Origin of the sequence: Longimicrobium sp. (assembly GCF_048594345.1) — a bacterium.
In the GTDB taxonomy this organism is placed as follows: domain Bacteria; phylum Gemmatimonadota; class Gemmatimonadetes; order Longimicrobiales; family Longimicrobiaceae; genus Longimicrobium.
This window is the reverse complement of record NZ_JBMDXM010000186.1, coordinates 1-18,056: the sequence shown is the minus strand read 5'-3', so window position 1 is coordinate 18,056 and position 18,056 is coordinate 1. Positions and strand designations below refer to the sequence as shown.

The window sequence follows — 18,056 nt, the reverse complement described above, 5'->3', positions numbered from 1 at the left end:
GATGGGCCCACCGTCCTGTCGGCTACGGCTGGCCCTGGCGCGAGGCCCCTCCCGTTTCCGAGAGAGATTCTTCGGTCGGCGCAATGGGCTGCGCCGCGTTTCCGCATACCTCGGGAGGGGCGCCTTCCTCAGAATGACAGCGGTGCCCTATCCAAGCGCTCACTCAGATCGGAACGGCAGGCGGCGCGTGGCGGTGCTTTCCTCGACATGGATCATCACGTCGTACTCCTGCGTCAGCCAGGCGGGAAGAAAATACAGATCCGGCGCGGAGGTATCGTACATCGAGCCGACGTGCCGCATCGGCATGGGGCCCGCCAGCCACTCGGCACCCGCGGCCTGGCCGCGGCGCACCGGGCGAAGGTCGACCATGAAGCGCGGCAGGCCCAGGCGGTGGAACTGGTACTCGTAGCTCTCCTCCAGCGCCGGCGGCGCGCCCACGGAGGTGAGCTGGCCGCCGGGCACGGTCACGCTGAATGCGCCGCGGTAGAACGAGAACCCCACGATGCGGTAGGCGTCGCCATGCGTGCGGGCCAGGTGCGAGCCCATCCACGGCTCCCGGTTGGAGATGTGGCCGCTGTGCGCCCACACCACCACCTTGCGCCCCGACGCGGCCGGCCCCGCGATCCAGTCCACCGTCTCGGCCATGTACTGGTCGCGCAGAGCGGGGCCCTGCGACGGGACACGGCGAACGTGCTCGTTCTGCACGACGATGCGCGCGGCCCGCAGCGCCACGTCGTACGCGTCCGCCCCCGTAGCCGCGGCGTAGGCGGTGGCGCCGGCCGCCATCTGCGCGTACGCCGCTTCCACGCCCTGCCGGCACGCCGCCTGGGTGGCCGGCACCGCGCCGCCGTAGAAGCCGCGGCCGTCTTCCCACTCGCGGTAGCAGGCGTACTGCGCCACCGCCGAATCCGCGGACGCGTCGCTCACCTGGCGCAGGTACGCCACCACGTCGTTCATGGCCACGCGGGCATGCTGCACGTCGAAGCCGTGAAAGCTCACTCTGGGCGCGCCGCCGGGGTTCTGGTTGTGCTCCCGCATCCACCGGATCATGGCCAGCACCTCTTCGGTGTTCCAAGTCCAGTACAGCAGGCCGGAGAGAAGCACCTCCGGATCGCCCACGCCGTTCAGGACGTAGTCGTTCATGCGCCTGGCCTCGGCCCAGGGCGCTTCGATGGCGAAGGTGTTGAAGCCGTGCTCCTTGACCAGGTATTCCAGGGCGCGGTGCTTCATCTGAAAGAACTCGCGGGTGCCGTGCGTCTGCTCGCCCAGGCCCACGATCCGCGCATCCCCCACCATCTCCCCGAACGCCGCCAGATCGCTGAAGCCACGGCCGGGCTCGGTGGTTTTCAGCTCCACCACGTTCCGCCGCAGCCAGCTGATGTCTGGCCCATCGGGATTGGGGTCGGCCGGACCCTTTTCGCAAGCCACGGCCGACAGCGCGAGCAGCCCGCAGAGGGGGAGGTGGCGAAGCAGGCGTTTCATGGGGGGATGATGGAAGGAGGGGACGATCTCGCGCGCGTGACTGGTGTAACGCGCGAACCGGCTTTGCACGGACAGTACGGGATTGCATCCGGTCGCCCTGACCTGCGCTGACGATTGGGCCACGGACGACGATCGATGCTGTCCCTCGGCGTCACACGGCGAGAGTTCCGCTGAACCCCAATCCCGAAAGCGTTGATTTCCTGAGGGAGCGCCGCGCCGAACCCGAGCCTGCTCACCCGCTGCGCGCGACCGAAGGATCTCGTCTGCCCCTATGCCGGGCGGAGATCCGAGCGCAGAATCCAGCCCTCGACGTCGTGCCGGCGAGATCCTTCGGTCGGCGCCAAGGTCTTTCGTCCGAGCAGGTTACGCGCGGCGCCTACCTCAGGAAATCAGACTCCTGGTAGATTCTTGAACACACTTTCACGCCCACGAAATGAAGGCGCGGGCGCGGGACAGTGGGTCATCGTCCGCTCACGCCATGCGGCCGATCGGCATCCCCAGCCGCACGGGGTCGCCGGGCTTGATCGAGGGCAGCAGGTCGATACGACCGGGCTCGAACACCAGGACCACGGTGGAGCCCAGGTGGAAGGTCATGATCTCGTCGCCACGCTGGACGGCGATCGGCGGATCGTAGAATTTGGCGGCGGATTGCAGGCCGCGGCGGTTGGTCACCCAGGCGGAGCTGCCCGGCGGCGCGTTCCACGCGGGGTCAAAGGCGGCGCTGATGCGGCCCACGTTGTACGCGCCCACGGCCACCACGGCCGTGCGTCCCAGCGGACCGTCGATGTGGCACATCAGCCGTTCGTTGCGGGCGAACAACTCCGGCATGTGCGCCACCGCCGCCGCGTTCACCGGCAGCAGCGCGCCGGGCACGTGTCGCGCTGCGCAGATCTCGCCGGCGACGGGCGCATGGATGCGGTGGTAGTCCTTCGGCGAAAGGTAGAGCGTGATGAACGCGCCGCCCTCGTAGCGCGCCGCGGCGGCGTCATCCTCCAGCAACTGCCCCACGTCGTACAGCCGGCCCTTGGCCTGGATCAATCGTCCCTCCCGCACGATCCCCAGCTGTCCCACCGCGCCATCCACCGGCGACACGACCACGGACGGATCGCTGGGCCACGTCCGCGCGCCCGCCGCCAGCTTGCGGGTAAAGAAGCGGTTGAGCGTGGGATACGCCTCCAGCGGCAGCTCCGCCTCTGTCGGGTCCGCGCCCACCGCGCGCGCAAAGGCGCCCAGCACGGCCGGGCGCATGGCGGGCGGGATCGGCGCGTCCGCCAGCCGGCCGAAACCGCGGCTCAGTGCCCCCTGCGGCAGGCGCTTCAGCAGGCTGAGCGCGGCGCGCCAGCGCAGATTCGGCAGATCGGGATTCTCGTCGGAACGATGCATGCTCACGGGCTCTTCGCGATCCAATCGGCGGATGGTCCCGCTGCGGACGCGCCGCCGCTCGGGACGCCGCTCACGGCCAGGCCGCCGAATCCGCGCAGGCGGATTTCGTGACGTTGTAGCCGCGGTTTCAACCGCTATTGCGACACCGGCGGATGGTCCGGCTGCGGACGCGCCGCCGCCTGGGACGCCGCTCACGGCCAGGCCGCCGAATCCGCGCAGGCGGATTTTGCGATTTTCCAGCGGCGAAATCATTCGCTCCCGCGGGCGGCCACGCTCGGTTGCTGGTCCATCCGGACGTTGTGGACGCGCCACGTCCCCTGCGGACACGCCTCGGCTGCGGACGCGCCGCCGCCTGGAACGCCGCACACGGCCGGGCCGCCGAATCCGCGCAGGCGGATTTTGTGTAGTTGTTGCCGCGAATTTATTCGCTCTTGTCGGGGCCGGCACGCTTTCGGCCACCAGCGCGCCCCGGCCGGATGCACGCGGCGCGCCGGGACGGGCGCATCGGCCGGCCGGGTGTTAGATTCCGCGGCTTCCGCGTGGCGGGAGCGCCGGAGAATCGCGATCGCATCATCACAACAAAGACGAAAAACAGGCTTGAGCACCACGACCTCCGCATCCACCGCCTTGCGCATCCCCAGCCGCACGCACGTGCTGGCCAACGGCATGCGCGTGGTGGCGCACCACGACCCCGGCGCGCCGCTGGTCACCGTCCACCTGATGTTCCGCGCCGGCAGCCGCGACGAGGTGCCCGGCCGCACCGGGCTGGCGCACCTGCTGGAGCACCTGATGTTCGAGGGGAGCCAGCACGCGCCCAAGGGGCACTTCGACGACGTGCTGGAGCGCGTGGGCGGCAGCAACAACGGCAGCACCTGGCTTGACCGCACCAACTACTACGTCACCGTCCCGTCCAACGCGGTGGAGCTTCCGCTCTGGCTGGAGCGCGACCGCATGGCGTTCCAGCTGCCCATGCTGACCAGCGAGGTGCTGGAGCTGCAGCGCGGCGTGGTGATGAACGAGCGCAAGCAGGCGTACGAAAACCGCCCCTACGGCCTGGCCGACGAGCGGCTGCACGAGCTGCTTTTTCCCGGCGGGCACCCGTACAGCTGGCCCACCATCGGCTACATGCGCGACCTGGAAGCCATTACGCTGGACGACGCGCGCGGATTCTACTCCACCTACTACACCCCCGGCAACGCGGTGCTGGTCTTTGCCGGTGACGTGGAGCCGGGGCGGGCGTTCGCGCTGGCGGAGCGCTACTTCGGCGACATCGCCGCGGGGCCGGTTGTCCCCGCCTCCCCCGCGCCCGCCCTGCCGCCGCCCCCAGCCCAGCGGCGGGCGACCATGGAGGACGACGTCTCCTTTCCCCGCGTGTACCTGGCGTACGCCGTCCCCGGCTACGGCACGGATGACTGGGTGGCGCTGGACGCACTGGCCTACCTGCTGGCCGACGGCGACAGCTCGCGGCTGCAGCGGGCGCTGGTGCGCGACGGCCGGCTGGCGCAGGACGTGGATTCGTACCTGTATCCCACGGCGCTCTGCGGGATGTTCGGCATCGTTTGCACGGCGCGGTCGGAGATCGACCCGCAGGCGCTGGAAGACGCCGTGCGCCGCGTGCTGGACGACGTGGCCCGCGACGGGGTGACGGACGACGAGCTGACCGGCGCCGTGAACCGCGTGCGCCGCGACCACGTGGGCCAGCTGGCCACGGTTGAGGAGCGCGCCGACGCCCTGGCCTACGCCGCCACCGTGCTGGGCGACGCCGAGGCGCTGAACGGCGTGCTCGACGCGTACGCAAAGCTGACGGTCGACGACCTGCGCCGCGTGGCCGGGGAGTACCTGTCCGCCGAGCGCTGCGCCACGCTGGTGGTGCTGCCCGGCGAAGGGTCGGAAGCGGACGACGACGAGGAGGTGCGCGATGCCGCATAACGGAACCGTCGCCGTCCTTCCGGCGCCCGTCCCCGGTGCGCCGCCGCGGCCGCGCGTTCCCCGCCCCGAGCGCTGGGTGATGGAGAACGGGCTGCGCGTGGTGGCCATCCAGAAGCGCGGCATCCCGCAGGTCGTCCTGCGCCTGGCCATCCCCGCGGGCGGCGCATCGGACCCCGCGGCGTACCCCGGCACCGCGTCCCTCGTCGCGCACCTGCTGACGGAGGGCACGCAGTCGATGACGGCGGACGAGCTGAACGCGCGGCTCGACCTGCTGGGCGCGTCCGTGCACGCCAGCACCGGCCACGACTGGGCCGAGGTGGAAGCCATCCTGCTTACGGACACGATGGACGAGGGGATCGCGCTGATGGCGGAGGTCGCCACCCGCCCCTCGTTCCCCGAGCAGGAGACGGAGCGCGTGCGTGCCGAGTCGCTGGACGCACTCGTCGCCCGCGAGGACGAGCCGGCCAACGTGGCGGACGACCGCGTGGCGCTGGAGGTGTTTGGCGAGGCGCACCCGTACGGCCACCCGTCGTTCGGCACGGCCGCGGGGATCGCGTCGGTGCCGCGCGAGGCGCTGGCGGAGTTCCACGCGGCGCGCTACCGGCCCCAGGGGTCGTTCCTGGTGGCCGCGGGCGACTTTGATCCCGCCGTGCTGCGCGCGCGGCTGGACGAGGCGTTCGCCGGCTGGACGGGCGCCGTGGAGCGCGTCCCCTACCCCGCCGGCCCGCCGGCGCCCGCCAACGCCGGGCAGGCCGTGGTGGTGCCGTGGGACGACGCGGCGCAGTCGGAAATCCGCATCGCCGGCGCGGGGCTGGACCGGCGCTCGCCCGAGTGGCTGGTGGGGGCCGTCGCCAACTACGTGCTGGGCGGATCGACCATCACCGGCCGCCTGGGCGCCAACCTGCGCGAAGACAAGGGGTGGACGTACGGCGTGCGCTCCGCCTTTCACGCGGGCCAGGCGATCGGCGGGTGGGGCGCGGACACGGCGGTGGAGGTGGCCGTGACGGCTGACGCGGTGGGAGAGATGATCGGCGAGATGCGGCGGATGGCGACGGAGCCGGTGCCGGACGACGAGCTTCGCCGCGCCAAGGACGCGATGATCCTGTCCCTGCCGCGCGTGTTCGAAACGCCGGGCAGCATCGCCAGCCGCTTTGTGACCATCGAGGCGTTCGGCCTTTCGGACGACTACTGGGAGCGCTACCCCGACGCCATCGAAGCGGTGACGGCGGACGACGTGCTCGCCATCTCGCGCCGGTGCTTCGATCCGGAGCGGCTGGTGCGGGTGGTGGTGGGCGGGGGGATGTAGACGGCACGGGGTCGGGGACGCAGAATCGACGCCTGCGATCGGAATGCGTCCGCGGGGTGCCCCTCCCCCGGCCCCTCCCCGTTCGTTCCTCACGGAGAGGGGAGAATTCGATCCCGCTTCGACCGGGCGCGTCGCGAGCAGGTACGACGTTTATACCCTCTCCAGCTTGCGGGAGAGGGTGCGAGCCTAAGCGAGCGGGTGAGGGCCCAAACGGGTGCGCCCGCGCGGAAGTCTGCGCGGGCGCCGGGTGCCGCGTTACGAATGGAGACTCAGAACACGTTGCCGTCGCGCTCGCCGCGCCACACGGCGTCGTCGTCGGCTTCGTCGCGCACTTCCACCACCTCCATCGCGGGCACGGGGACGTTTTGCGAGTACCGCATCATCCCCTCCCACCCGCAGGCGGTGCACCAGCGGCGACCCAGAAAGCGGCGGACGTTGTGCATCATCCGCTGCCTGAGCAGCAACGTCTCTCCGCCACAGCGCGGACAGTCGCGTCCGGCGGGGAGCAGGGCGACGAGCAGCGCCAGCGGGGCCAGCAGCATCACCACCCAGAGCGCCGTCATGAACATCCAGAACATCTCGTCCTCCTTGCTGCCACTCGGGGTGGTTCCCGGTTGATCGTCGCGGGCGCGGGTCACGCTGCCGCCACCGCTCTTGCCCCACTCGCTCAGGCAAACCCCGTACCCATCCGCCGCCAGCGGAGCACCCTTCCAACCGGGGCCTGCGCCTTGCACTTCCGCGTCTCCTTCTCCCACCGCCGCGGCGGCTCCAGATGGCGCCCAAATCCATGATCCTGCTACCGGTTGACCCGCTCCGTCCGGACCCTGAAGCGCTCCGGCGGGCGGCCGAAGTACTGCGCGGCGGCGGCCTGGTGGCGTTCCCCACGGAAACCGTCTACGGGCTGGGCGCCCACGCGCTGGACCCCGCCGCCGTCGAGCGTATCTACACGGCCAAGGGGCGCCCGTCGTACAACCCGCTCATCGTCCACGTGGCGGATGCGGGGGCGGCGCGGGCGCTGGCGTCGGCGTGGCCGGACGAGGCGGAGCGGCTGGCGGGGGCGTTCTGGCCCGGGCCGCTGACGCTCGTGCTTCCCAAACACGATTCAATCCCCCTTTCCGTCACCGCGGGGCTGCCGAGCGTTGCTCTGCGCGTCCCCGCGCATCCGGTGGCGCACGCGCTGCTGGCACTGGCCGGCATCCCCGTCGCGGCGCCCAGCGCCAACCGCTCCACCGGTGTGTCGCCCACCACGGCACGGCACGTGGCGCGCAGCCTGGGCGAGCGGGTGGACGTCATCGTGGACGGCGGCCCCTGCCCCGTGGGCATCGAGTCCACGGTGCTCAGCCTGGCCGGCCCCGTCCCCACCCTGCTGCGGCCGGGAACGATCTCGGTCGATGACCTGCGCCCCGTGATCGGCGACGTTGCCCTCCCCTCATCCGCCACCGAGGAGACGGCTGCGCGCCCTTCGCCCGGGATGCTGGACCGCCATTACGCGCCGCGCGCCACCGTCCGCATCCTCCCCCACGCGGAGCGGACGCGGACGCTGGCGGATGCGGCGCAACGGGTGAATGAAGGGATGCGGGTCGGCGCGTTGCTGCTGGAGGATGCCGGCGACCGACGCATCGCGCCGGTCGTGCGGATGCCCGACGACCCCGCCGCCTACGCCGCGCGCCTCTACGCCGCGCTGCACGAGCTGGATGACGCCGGCTGCGACGTGATTCTGATCGATCCGCCCCCCGACGCGCCCGCCTGGGCTGGCGTCCGCGACCGCCTGCGCCGCGCGGCGACGGCCTAAACGATGAACGCTGGCCGCGACGCGGCTTGGCGGACACTGTCACTCTGAAAGGGTGTTGAGAAACTCGGTACGGTCGTACGCCAGCGCACAGTCATCCTGAGGGAGCGCCACGCGGAACCTTAAGAAACACAAGAGCTTACGCGCGACCGAAGGACCTTCTCTCCGCCACTGTGAGACCAGGTGCGGTGCATGATGCCAGCCTCACGCTTCTGCCGGCAAGGTCCTTCGGTCGGCGCCAGAGTATTGTGTATGAACAGGTTTGAGAGCGGCGCCTCCCTCAGGATGACTGGCACGAACCGAAGTTTCTCAACACCCTCGGAGGAAGGCGCACCCGCGATCCCGTTGGAAGGCACCGAAGCATGCGCGCCGACCGAAGAATCTGCCGGATGGGCCCACCATCCTGTCGGCTGCGACTGGGCCTGGCGCGAGGCCCCGCCCGTTTCCGAAAGAGATTCTTCGGTCGGCGCACCGGCTGCCGGGGGTTGCCGAACGCCCGTGGCGGCGCCTTCCTCAGAATGACAATGGTCGTCCATACGTAGTGTTTCCGCGGATTTGTGGATCGGATACGCTGGTGTCGGCTGAGAAATCGACGCGCATCTGCGTTGATCGCGATCAAGGATCTGGACGCGTCACGTGTTTCGGTTTATGTTTGGTTCACTGATGCGCACTCCGCGCACTTGCACTCCCCACCTCAGTCGTTCGGAGGCTCCCGATGGCCGTCCTGACCTCGCATCGTCCGGGCACGTTTTCGTGGGTAGATCTGGCCGCCCACGACGTGGACGCGGCGGTGCGGTACTACACGCAGCTGTTCGGCTGGAAGGCGGAGCGCATGCCGTACGGCTCTGGCCCGGATGAGGTGTACGTGATGCTGCGCAAGGACGGCCACGACGCGGCGGCGCTGTACAGCATGGACGTCACGCAGAAGTCGCAGGGAATGCCCTCCACCTGGCTGTCGTACGTTACCGTGGAGAGCGCGGACCGGACGGCGGCCCGCGCACGCGAGCTGGGCGCCACGATCCTGGCGGATGCGTTCGACGTGATGGACGTGGGGCGCATGGCGCTGATCGGCGACCCCACCGGCGCCATGTTCGCCGCGTGGGAGCCCCGGAAGCACATCGGCGCGGGGGTCAAGGACCAGCCGGGCTCGCTCTGCTGGAACGAGCTGGCCACGCGCGACATGGCCGGCGCGGCGACCTTCTACGCCGCGCTCTTCGGCTGGACGCCGGCGCCCTTCGAGGACAGCCCCGTACCGTACACGATGATGATGAACGGCGAAACGCCTGTGGGCGGCATCTACACCATGCTGCCCGGCATGGAGGGCGTGCCGCCGCACTGGGCGCCGTACTTTGCGGTGGAGGATACGGACGGCACCCTGCGCCGCTCCGAGGAACTGGGCGGAACCACCGTGGCGCCGCCGGACGACATTCCCGGCATCGGCCGGCTGGCGGGGCTGCGCGATCCGCAGGGAGGGACGTTCTGGATCCTGGCGCCGCCGCGGTCCTGACACGCCCTGGCGGAGCAGATTCAGAGGCCGAAACTCGGGGGGCAAACGCCGCGTATGACGCCGCTCCAGTGCAGCGGGCCGATGCACTGGCGGAATCGGGGGATCGTACGTAATCTGGTGCCGCGGCACACGATCCCACCCGCGGCCGCCCTTATCACCCGCAGGAAAACCAGGATGACAACCGCACTTTCCATCCGCAGGCTGGGTACGCTCTCCGCGTTCGCGCTGCTGGTCGGCGCCGCGGCGGCCGAGACCGCCAGCGCCCAGATCGGCGGCCGCCTGCGCGGCGCCGTGAACCGGGTTACCGGTGGACGCATCAGCGTAGAACAGCTTACCGGGGGCAACCACCCCATTACCACCAGCCTGGAGCACGCGCGCTGGGCGGTGGATTCGCTCGACAACTTTACGCCGCGCGAAAGCAAGCGCTCCATGCTTGAGCTGCAGCGCACGCCCAACGGCGGCTTTGTGCTGCAGCCCGGCTACTGGGAGATGCACACGCAGAGCTACTGCCTCAAGGCTGGCACGCACGGCCCCGGCGGCGGCGACGGCTACCTGTTCGCGCCCACCGCGGGCCCGGCCGAGGACGCGGTGACCACCATCCTGCGCAACTCGGTGAACCACCCCGAGATCGCGCAGAGCGAGATCCAGACGCTGCTGTGGGCCATCATCGCGCGGGCCAAGTTCGAGGACCTGTCGCCGCAGCACAAGGCGACGGCGTCGCGGCTGCTCACCCCGCAGCAGCTCACCGCGCTCAACCGCAGCGCGCTGGACCTGATCCCCGGCGACGAGATGGGCGCGCTGATGAACCGCGTTCCCGGCCCGCTGCGCCAGATCGTCGAGGCCGAGAACCAGCTTCGCCGCATGGTGACGGACCCGGGCGCCAGCTTTGCCGAGATGGAGCGGGTGGCCGTGCTGGCGGGCGCCGTGGGCATGGGCCCCGGCAGCCGCGCGGTGCCCAGTGGCCGCTGGTCGCTGCACCCGGACGGGTACTACGTCCGCTACATCCCGCAGGGGTACAGCTACACGGTCACGCAGATCTGGGTGCCGCAGGGCAGCCCGGCCGTGGGCAAGGAGTACGACCCTGCCACGCACATCGCTGTACCCGGCAACACCAGCCGGCAGCGCCTGGTGCAGTCCGGCCGCGCGCATCAGGGCCACTGAGCCGCGACGGATCGGATGAAGGCAAGCGGGCCGGCGAGCAATCGCCGGCCCGCTTTGCGTTACGACTGTCTGAACATCGAGCGTTGATTTCCTGAGGAGCGCCGCGCGATCTCTGGCCTCCACACTGCACCTTGCGCGCGACCGAAGGACCTCCTCTCGGCTGCGCCGGGGCCGGAATCGAGGCATGAAGCCGGTCCCACGGTTATGCCGGCGGGATGTTCGGTCGGCACCCGAGCGTGGCGGTTGATGCGTAACACCAGTCATCTTGAGGGAGGCCCCGCGCCCCAACCTGCTGACGCGACGCAGCTTGGCACCGACCGAAGGACCTTGTCGGTAGAACCGTGAGGCTGGATCTCTGCACAACCCTGTCCCTCATGGCGGCGGAGAACTTCTATCCCAACGCGTGCGCGCGGCGGAGACGGATGCGGGCGCTCGCGCGGTGTGCGAGGGCGCGCAGCGGACCATGTACCGCTACAGCAAGTGGCCCACGCAGGCCACCTACAACCTGTGCAAGAACGCCATCCTGGAACTGCGCGAGGATTACCGCCGCGCCCGCGGCGACGCGTACACGGCCAAGGATTTCCACGAGCGGCTGATGCGGATGGGGACCATCGCCGTGGGCTACATCCGCGAGTACTTTCTCGCTCAGGCCAGCAACTGCGCCGGCTGCGTCTGAGGCAAGCCGTGAACACCAGCGCGGCCGGATCTCACAATCGCGTGATCCGGCCCTCCTGTTTTATCTTTAAGTGTTACCGATTCGGAAGTACCTCAGATTGGGAGACGGCGATGCGTCGGGATCTCGGAAAGATGGGCGAAAGTCTCCTGCGAGGGTGGGGCGCAGAGGTCGGTCTCATTGTAAACAACTCGGACGATCATGACGCAGCAGGCTGGGACTTTCACCTTGAATGGCCCATTGAGGATCATGAGAAATCATCTACCACCTTCCCTCTGGATCGACGCCCAGCTCCGATTCAGTGCCTAGTGCAGGTCAAGTCAACTGCGTCGAAACGAAGACGCTGGTCCGTAAAGCTGAGCAACTGGTGGCGCTTCGTTCAAAATCCAGTACCAACGTTCTTCCTTGTGCTGGAGTATGGCACTGCAGATGGATGTCAGCGGGGGTTTCTCATCCACGTCGGAGAGTCCTACATCGAACGCGTGTTAAAGCGTCTGCGCGAACTCACAGTGAGTAAACCCGACGTAAAGCTGCACGAACACACGATGGATTTCACATGGGGCAAAGACGACGAGATCTCGATACTCAACGGATCAGGGCTTGCTTCAGCTGTGCACAGCCATGTTGGGTTGGGGCTCGAAGAGTACGTTGCTCGCAAGCAGCAGTTTCTTGCGAAGGTAGGGTATGAGAAAGTCGCGCAGAAGTTCCGAGTAAAGCCTCGGTTTCCTGATGATTGGCTCGGCAGTCCAGAAGACTTGTTGGTTGATTTCGCGTTAGGACTTCTACCGCACTTGGAGGTAGAGACTGGCGAAGTTATCGACCTACGTTTTGGCATACCGGCAGTGCTTCCAGAGCCTCTGCCCAAATCCGAATTACACCTCGTCAACCGCACTCCAACTGGGCGCGGAACCATTCGCCTGCGGGCCCAACCGCCCATCCAAGAAGTGCTCCTTAATGCAGAGGTCTACTTACCGCACGGGGTTGAGGTCAGTGACGAACATGTGAGAGTACGATATTCGACAGCATTCCTTGATATGACCATTGGGCTAACTGGCGGGCGACCGCTCGAATGGCAGCTAAAACTTCCATCCATCAGAGCGGCGCATCGGCTTGCCGATCAGCAACCCGCTGCAAATCTCATTCTGTTCCTTCATGAGGCGTCCGGCCAAGAGATCGAGCTTCAACTCACGTTCGAAACGCAACTATTTAGATCTGGCCAGATGGTGCTTCCCGGTCCACCCTCGGGCCCACTCGTGGAATGGGCCGGAAGAGCGAAAAACGCGTGGGCGATTGCTCGTTATTTTGAGATAGAACAAGACGTAACTACCTCCGCAGCCGAATTAGCCAGATATCGCAGGCAACTGCACCTTCTTGCATCGATACTTCGAAGCGCACCAGCATATTTTCGGGTTGAGTTTGCCTTGGCCGATGGCGAACTTCGGCCGGGTATACCATGGTGCGTACCGATGGCAGCAACGGCACGCTTAGGCCAATTCCAAGTCCAATCATCATTCTTGATGATTGGAGATGTGAAGGCGACTGGTGCGATTATGAGTGGGAAACCAGGGTACTTGTTTCAGAGTAGTGAGGTTCGCCGGCTCCAACAAAAGCTTTTCCGCGATCCTGAAGAACCAGATTTATCAGATGGTGATCTCGTCAACCTAATCTCCGATCAGCACAAGGATGAGATGCAAGTCTTGCGGATACAAGACTTGCCTTGGTTGAGGCAGAAGGTGCGACATAATCCGGCTGCACCCCTCCCGGCACGGTTGCTGCCCGGCGAGTCGGCTCCACAAGATGACCTACATTGACGAGGAGCCGCGGATGCGGATGCAGGTACGCAGTTCGGGATGCATGTTCAGCATCATCGCCTCGATCATCCTGACCATCGTTCTGAACCTGGCGCTGCGCGGCTGCTCCGGCGGCGGGCCCGGCTGGTAAACCGAAGCGCCGGCCCCACGCGGGAGCCGGCGCTTTGTCATCCGCCGAAACGTCCATCACGGCTCTACGCGCGCGTCCGAACCCGGGGGCGAGCGCCAAGCCGGCTCGCCCAGCGCGCGGATGTCCGCGTTGGCGCGGGAGAGCACGGCGGTGCGGCCGCAGATGCCCGCCCGGGGCAATTCGCCGGGACGACCGTCGGTGTACACCAAGTACGACTTGCCGTGTTCGAAGGGAAATCCGCAGTCCCCGCCGCCCCATCCCGTCATCAGGACCACCGTCTCCGACTCTACACCTTTCCACGCGCGGTCCACGCGCAGCGTTACGACCCGCTGCGTCCAGGAACCGTGCGCAGAACCCATGATCGTGTCACGCACGGCGACCACGCTGCCGGTGAATACCGCCTCGGCGGATTCCAACGAACTCGGCACGTCGCCAGGGGGCGCGCACGAGCAGAAACCGGTCTCGCACGGCGGCGCCATCCACATCCAGCCGAGCAGGGCGAAAACGCTGAGCATCATCGGGTTTCCGGAGAAGGGAGCAGCGACCGCGGAAGAAACGAAGCGGGCGCCGGAGTGTGAACCCCGGCGCCCGGCATCCGTTCCTTGAACCCTGATCCACGAGATCAGCCCGCGAACTCAGACGGTCTCCAGCAGCCACCCGTCATTCCTCCACACGTCCGCCCCGGCTCCAGCGGCGCCACCGGTGGGCGGGCTGGCCCAGTTCGTGGACGTCCGCCCGCGCCTGGGAAACCGCTGCGGTGCGTCCGCACATCCCCGCACGGAGCACGCCGCCGTTCTCGTGCGCATACACCAGGTACGACTCGCCGCGACGGAACGCGAACCCGCAGTCGCCGCCGCCCATTCCCGTCAGCACGACCACCAGGCGAGACTCGACGCCTTTCCACGCACGGTCCGCGCGCAGCGTTACGCGCCGCACCGGCCACGCGTGCTCTCCGACGGCGATCGTGGTGTCGCGGACGGAAAGCACACGGCCGGTGAACACTGCGTCCGAAGCCGCCACCGCGGCTGGCACGTCCGCCGGAGCCGCGCACTTGCAGAAGGCGGCTTCGCAAGGCGGCGTGATCCACAGGGAGCCGAGCAGGGCGAGAAAGCTGAGCATCATCCGATTACGAAAGAGGTCTGCGCCGTCCCCGCGAAGCCGAGCGGGGCGCCGGAGGTGTGACCCCGGCGCCCCGCATCCGTTCCTTCAATCTACCGATCCGCCTTACCAGCCGACGGGCTTGCCCTGGTTCTGGCGGTCCAGCCACGCCTTGAGCGGCGCAAAGTACTCCAGCATGGCGCCGGCGTCCATCCGCCGCTCGCCCGTCATCTCGTACAGCGTCTGCTCCCACGGCTGGCTGCTGCCGGCCTCCAGCATGCGCTCCAGCTTTGCCCCGGCGGCCTCGCTGCCGTAGAACGAGCAGCGGTGCAGCGGGCCCGTGTACCCCGCCTCGCGGCAGAGCGAGCGGTAGAACTGAAACTGGAGGATGCGCGCCAGAAAGTACCGCATGTAAGGCGTGTTGCCGGGGATGTGGTACTTGGCGCCCGGGTCGAAGTCCGCCTCGCTGCGGGCGACCGGCGCCGCCACGCCCTGGTAGCGGTTGCGCAGCTCCCACCACGCGGCGTTGTAGTTGGCCGGCGTGATCTGCCCGCTGAACACGCCCCAGCGCCACTTGTCCACCAGCAGCCCCCAGGGCAGGAACGCCACCTTGTCCAGCGCCTGCCGCAGCAGGAGCGCCGTGTCGGCCGCGGTCGTGGGGGCGCGGTCCAGCAGCCCCACCTGCACCAGGTACTCGGGGGTAATGCTGAGCGCCACCGCATCGCCAATGGCCTCGTGAAAGCCGTCGTGCGCGCCGTTGCGGAAGAGCGGCGGCTGGTTGCGGTACGCGCGCTGGTAAAAGCTGTGCCCCAGCTCGTGGTGGATGGTGACGAAGTCCTCGGCCGTGGGCTCGATGCACATCTTGATGCGCAGGTCCTCCTGGTCGTCGATGTCCCACGCGCTGGCGTGGCACACCACGTCTCGGTCCGCCGGCTGAACCAGCATGGACCGCTGCCAGAAGGTGGCCGGCAGCGAATCCATCCCCAACGAGGTGAAGAAGCGCTCGCCAAAGCGGGTCATCGCCACCGCGTCCAGGTTCTTGGCCCGGATGAGCTGCGTCAGGTCGAACCCGGTGCCCGGCGAGTTTTGCGGGGCCACGACGGGGTAGATGTTGCCCCACTCCTGCGCCCATACGTTCCCCAGCAGGTGCGCGGGGATCATCCCGTTGGGCGGGACGACGGACGGCCCGTACTGCTGCACCAGGCGCGCGCGGACGTACGCGTGCAGCGACTCGTACAGCGGCTGAAGCTGCAGCCACAGCCGCTCGGTCTCGGCGGCCAGGCTGTCAGGGTGCATCTCGTACTGCGAGCGCCACATGGCCCCGGTGTTGGGGTGCCCCAGCTCGCGCGCGCCCTTGTTGGAAAGCTCAACGAAGCGCGCGTAGCGGTCGCGCATGGGGGCGCCCACGCGGTGCCAACCCTGCCACACGTCCAGCAGCTGCGCGGCGTCGCGGCTGCTGGCCATGATCCGCGTGATCCCGCCGATGTCCAGGCACTCGCCGCCGGGGCGGCAGTACTCGCCGCGCCCGTAGTCGGCCTCCATGCTCACCTGCGTGCGGGTGAGCTCCGACGCTTCTTCGGGGTTCCCCGGCGGCGGCGCGGTCAGGGCCAGCTTGAGGATGTTGAACTTGCGGCGCAGCTGCGGATCCAGCTGCACGTCGTCGTAGCGGCGGGCGGCCAGGGCGCGCTGCTGGACGGCGACGGCAAGGTTCTTGGCCGCCTCGGCCGACATGGACTCGGTGTCGGTGGTGATGTAGGTGGCGGCCACCCACGACGCCTGGTTGCTGCGCACCTGCAGCTGCGCCAGCTCGCGCTCGGCCTCCTGGATAAAGGCGGCGGCTTCCTGCGCGGTGGCGGGCCCGGCGGCCGGCTGCTGCCGCGGCGCCGGCAGGTCGGGCGGCGGGGGGCTGGCAGGCCCGCCGCATGCCGCCACGCCCAGCGCGGCCAGCACGCCCAGGCGGGCGAAGAGGTTGCGATGCATACGCTTGTGGTTTTTCCGGTTGCGATACTCAGGCTTCAGGGGAAGCCGGATACAATCGCTCCCGGGGCTTCGTTCCACAAGTCCGAACGACGGATTTCACGCGGAGACGCGGAGGAAAAGAGAGAGCCGCGGAAGATCAGCTCCTCCGCGGCTCCGCATCTCCAATCCGCATAAAGACTGCGTCCGGAAGATCACTGTCATTCAAAGCACGAGTGATACTCAACCCACCCACGCTGAAGAGGCCCACTGTCATCCCGAGGTAGTGCCACCCGTAACTTTCATGACCCCAAAATCTTGCGCGCGACCGAAGGATCGTTGTCGGGTCGCGCGAGACCCAGCCGTCGGGAGTTCCCAAGTCAGGGCGCCGGCGAAGAAACTCTGCCGGAACGGGCCCAGACTCGCGCCGAAGCCAACGTAGCCGACAGATCGTGCACCCAGCGTAAAGATTCTTCGGTCGGCGCACGGGCGATGGTGCACGCCGGACAGGACGGGGCGCGCGCCTTCCTCAGAATGACTGTATCCGCAGCGTGTTGCAGGCGCTGGTTTTCCGGATGTCGGATTCGGTCTACCTGGCTCCGCGTGCGGCGCGCGAGATTTCTCCTTCGGGCGATCGCGACGCGCGCCAGATCCACCAGATCAGCGGCAGCTGCAGGGGCAGGCGTATCCAGAGCAGCGCTTCGTGCCAGATGGGTTTGTCCGCGGCGCGGGCGGCGAGGAGCATCTGCAGGTTGGCGGGCCAGACGGCGATCAGCAGCAGGATCAGGCCGATGCCGGCCGCGCGGCGGGTGCGCGGGATCAGCAGGCCCATGCCGCCCGCCATCTCCAGCACGCCGCTCAGGTAGACCAGCTCCAGGTGCCAGGGCAGCCACGGCGGCATGATGCGCACGTAGCTCGCGGGGATGATGAAGTGCATCATCCCCGCGAACACGAAGATCCCCGCGAGCACCCGCCGCGACGTGCGGCCGCTCATCCGCACCACATCCGGCGCGGCATTCGCCGGTTCCTCAGTTGAGCAGCGCCGCGATCCCGGCGGCCACGCCGGTGAAAAAGCCCACGATCATCGCGCGAAGCATCCAGCGGCGAAGCACGGTGCCGGGGATCTGGCTGGGGAAGTTCTGGACCATCGTTCCATCTGGGATAAGGGTGTCCGATCTGCGGCGATGCTGCCGATACGGTGTGAAGCACGCGGGAGTTTCGGATGGGTGATGGATGAACTGGACTTCTGTTTGCCTGACCGCAGCGCCGTCTTCGAGGACCGGCCGGTGCTTGGCTCGCGGCCGCACGGGCTGGAGCCCGCGCTGCCACGGGACCGGGTGCCCGGAGAAAGAGCCCGGCAGAACCTGGCGGATCGGTGTCATTCTGAGGAAGGCGCCCACCCCGATCCGTCCGGCTTGCACAATCGCCCGTGCGCCGACCGAAGAATCTGCCGGATGGGCCCACCACCCTGTCGGCTGCGGCTGGGTTCGGGGCGGGCCCCGCCCGTTTCCGACAGAGATCCTTCAGTCGCGCACAAGCTTATGTGGTTTTGAGAGTTACGGGTGCGCGCTCCCTCAGGATGACAGTGATTTCCCAGATGCGCCGAAGTGATTTCCCGCATACGCCGAAGTGATTTCCCCGATGCGTTGCCACGGGACCGGGTGCCCGGAGAAAGAGCCCGGCAGAACCTGGCGGATCGGTGTCATTCTGAGCTCGACTTTGTCCAAGTTGACATCGTGACGCGGCGGGAGGTCTCGCCCAAACACCCGTCCAGTTTACATTGGGTGCATGTGCTTTCCTATCGCCGCCGCTGGATCCGGATTCGCCGAGT

16 protein-coding genes are annotated in these 18,056 nt (G+C 68.0%); 9 read left to right on the top strand and 7 right to left on the bottom strand.

The features are described from left to right. Nucleotides 1–159: 159 nt before the first annotated feature. On the bottom strand, nucleotides 160–1,482 hold the full coding sequence (locus tag ACOJUJ_RS20195; protein WP_420128710.1) for an erythromycin esterase family protein: 1,323 nt from the start codon (nucleotides 1,480–1,482) through the stop codon (nucleotides 160–162). A 471-nt stretch (nucleotides 1,483–1,953) separates the two neighbouring features. Continuing rightward, the gene (asd, locus tag ACOJUJ_RS20190; protein ID WP_420128709.1) at nucleotides 1,954–2,865 is read right to left on the bottom strand and encodes an archaetidylserine decarboxylase; all 912 of its coding nucleotides are present in this window, start codon (nucleotides 2,863–2,865) and stop codon (nucleotides 1,954–1,956) included. Between the two features lie 597 nt (nucleotides 2,866–3,462). On the opposite strand from asd, the gene ACOJUJ_RS20185 reads away from it, so the two are divergent. Together ACOJUJ_RS20185 and ACOJUJ_RS20180 are read left to right on the top strand one after the other, a co-directional pair. After that, nucleotides 3,463–4,794 carry a M16 family metallopeptidase gene (locus ACOJUJ_RS20185; protein ID WP_420128708.1) on the top strand — a complete coding sequence of 444 codons (1,332 nt, stop codon included), beginning with the start codon at nucleotides 3,463–3,465 and terminating at the stop codon, nucleotides 4,792–4,794. Next, a complete protein-coding gene (locus ACOJUJ_RS20180; RefSeq protein WP_420128707.1) occupies nucleotides 4,784–6,100 on the top strand; it encodes a M16 family metallopeptidase in 1,317 nt (438 codons plus the stop codon). The genes ACOJUJ_RS20185 and ACOJUJ_RS20180 overlap by 11 nt, the downstream gene beginning before the upstream one ends. Before the next feature lie 269 nt (nucleotides 6,101–6,369). On the opposite strand, the gene ACOJUJ_RS20175 is transcribed toward ACOJUJ_RS20180, so the two are convergent. Then, nucleotides 6,370–6,678: a hypothetical protein gene (locus ACOJUJ_RS20175; RefSeq protein WP_420128706.1), complete on the bottom strand. Its 309-nt coding sequence runs from the start codon at nucleotides 6,676–6,678 to the stop codon at nucleotides 6,370–6,372. Between the two features lie 209 nt (nucleotides 6,679–6,887). On the opposite strand from ACOJUJ_RS20175, the gene ACOJUJ_RS20170 reads away from it, so the two are divergent. From ACOJUJ_RS20170 to ACOJUJ_RS20145, 6 genes are all read left to right on the top strand, one after another. Further along, on the top strand, nucleotides 6,888–7,892 hold the full coding sequence (locus ACOJUJ_RS20170) for an L-threonylcarbamoyladenylate synthase (protein ID WP_420128705.1): 1,005 nt from the start codon (nucleotides 6,888–6,890) through the stop codon (nucleotides 7,890–7,892). 712 nt (nucleotides 7,893–8,604) lie between these two features. Beyond that, nucleotides 8,605–9,396 carry a VOC family protein gene (locus ACOJUJ_RS20165; protein ID WP_420128704.1) on the top strand — a complete coding sequence of 264 codons (792 nt, stop codon included), beginning with the start codon at nucleotides 8,605–8,607 and terminating at the stop codon, nucleotides 9,394–9,396. Nucleotides 9,397–9,570: 174 nt separating this feature from the next. Then, nucleotides 9,571–10,557: a hypothetical protein gene (locus tag ACOJUJ_RS20160; protein WP_420128703.1), complete on the top strand. Its 987-nt coding sequence runs from the start codon at nucleotides 9,571–9,573 to the stop codon at nucleotides 10,555–10,557. A 403-nt stretch (nucleotides 10,558–10,960) separates the two neighbouring features. After that, entirely contained in the window at nucleotides 10,961–11,233 is a 273-nt protein-coding gene (locus tag ACOJUJ_RS20155) for a DUF885 family protein (RefSeq protein ID WP_420128702.1), read from the top strand. A gap of 404 nt (nucleotides 11,234–11,637) precedes the next feature. Then, complete coding sequence (locus ACOJUJ_RS20150; protein WP_420128701.1) at nucleotides 11,638–13,041, top strand: hypothetical protein; 1,404 nt, start codon at nucleotides 11,638–11,640, stop codon at nucleotides 13,039–13,041. Further along, nucleotides 13,028–13,171 carry a hypothetical protein gene (locus ACOJUJ_RS20145; protein ID WP_420128700.1) on the top strand — a complete coding sequence of 48 codons (144 nt, stop codon included), beginning with the start codon at nucleotides 13,028–13,030 and terminating at the stop codon, nucleotides 13,169–13,171. The genes ACOJUJ_RS20150 and ACOJUJ_RS20145 overlap by 14 nt, the downstream gene beginning before the upstream one ends. Before the next feature lie 56 nt (nucleotides 13,172–13,227). Here the strand turns inward: ACOJUJ_RS20145 and ACOJUJ_RS20140 are convergent, their stop codons facing one another. Further along, nucleotides 13,228–13,530 carry a hypothetical protein gene (locus ACOJUJ_RS20140; RefSeq protein ID WP_420128699.1) on the bottom strand — a complete coding sequence of 101 codons (303 nt, stop codon included), beginning with the start codon at nucleotides 13,528–13,530 and terminating at the stop codon, nucleotides 13,228–13,230. Between ACOJUJ_RS20140 and ACOJUJ_RS20135 the strand changes: the two genes are divergently transcribed. Next, nucleotides 13,529–13,777 (top strand): hypothetical protein, encoded by a 249-nt coding sequence (locus ACOJUJ_RS20135; RefSeq protein ID WP_420128698.1) that lies wholly within the window; start codon nucleotides 13,529–13,531, stop codon nucleotides 13,775–13,777. The two genes, ACOJUJ_RS20140 and ACOJUJ_RS20135, sit on opposite strands and share 2 nt — an antisense overlap. Before the next feature lie 54 nt (nucleotides 13,778–13,831). Here the strand turns inward: ACOJUJ_RS20135 and ACOJUJ_RS20130 are convergent, their stop codons facing one another. The 3 genes from ACOJUJ_RS20130 to ACOJUJ_RS20120 all read right to left on the bottom strand — a co-directional run bounded on the left by ACOJUJ_RS20130 (nucleotide 13,832) and on the right by ACOJUJ_RS20120 (nucleotide 17,219). After that, a complete protein-coding gene (locus ACOJUJ_RS20130) occupies nucleotides 13,832–14,293 on the bottom strand; it encodes a hypothetical protein (RefSeq protein WP_420128697.1) in 462 nt (153 codons plus the stop codon). A 102-nt stretch (nucleotides 14,294–14,395) separates the two neighbouring features. Further along, nucleotides 14,396–16,249, bottom strand: coding sequence for a M2 family metallopeptidase (locus ACOJUJ_RS20125; protein WP_420128696.1), 1,854 nt, complete (start codon nucleotides 16,247–16,249; stop codon nucleotides 14,396–14,398). 565 nt (nucleotides 16,250–16,814) lie between these two features. Next, nucleotides 16,815–17,219: a DoxX family protein gene (locus ACOJUJ_RS20120; protein WP_420128695.1), complete on the bottom strand. Its 405-nt coding sequence runs from the start codon at nucleotides 17,217–17,219 to the stop codon at nucleotides 16,815–16,817. Nucleotides 17,220–18,056: the final 837 nt, after the last annotated feature.

Coding starts and splice junctions, on each gene's coding strand:
- ACOJUJ_RS20170 (WP_420128705.1), top strand. CDS start 6,888: ATGATCCTGCTACCGGTTGACCCGCTCCGTCCGGACCCTGAAGCGCTC.
- ACOJUJ_RS20175 (WP_420128706.1), bottom strand. CDS start 6,678: ATGTTCTGGATGTTCATGACGGCGCTCTGGGTGGTGATGCTGCTGGCC.
- ACOJUJ_RS20135 (WP_420128698.1), top strand. CDS start 13,529: ATGATCGTGTCACGCACGGCGACCACGCTGCCGGTGAATACCGCCTCG.
- ACOJUJ_RS20165 (WP_420128704.1), top strand. CDS start 8,605: ATGGCCGTCCTGACCTCGCATCGTCCGGGCACGTTTTCGTGGGTAGAT.
- ACOJUJ_RS20180 (WP_420128707.1), top strand. CDS start 4,784: ATGCCGCATAACGGAACCGTCGCCGTCCTTCCGGCGCCCGTCCCCGGT.
- ACOJUJ_RS20145 (WP_420128700.1), top strand. CDS start 13,028: ATGACCTACATTGACGAGGAGCCGCGGATGCGGATGCAGGTACGCAGT.
- asd (WP_420128709.1), bottom strand. CDS start 2,865: ATGCATCGTTCCGACGAGAATCCCGATCTGCCGAATCTGCGCTGGCGC.
- ACOJUJ_RS20120 (WP_420128695.1), bottom strand. CDS start 17,219: ATGAGCGGCCGCACGTCGCGGCGGGTGCTCGCGGGGATCTTCGTGTTC.
- ACOJUJ_RS20160 (WP_420128703.1), top strand. CDS start 9,571: ATGACAACCGCACTTTCCATCCGCAGGCTGGGTACGCTCTCCGCGTTC.
- ACOJUJ_RS20130 (WP_420128697.1), bottom strand. CDS start 14,293: ATGATGCTCAGCTTTCTCGCCCTGCTCGGCTCCCTGTGGATCACGCCG.
- ACOJUJ_RS20195 (WP_420128710.1), bottom strand. CDS start 1,482: ATGAAACGCCTGCTTCGCCACCTCCCCCTCTGCGGGCTGCTCGCGCTG.
- ACOJUJ_RS20125 (WP_420128696.1), bottom strand. CDS start 16,249: ATGCATCGCAACCTCTTCGCCCGCCTGGGCGTGCTGGCCGCGCTGGGC.
- ACOJUJ_RS20140 (WP_420128699.1), bottom strand. CDS start 13,530: ATGGGTTCTGCGCACGGTTCCTGGACGCAGCGGGTCGTAACGCTGCGC.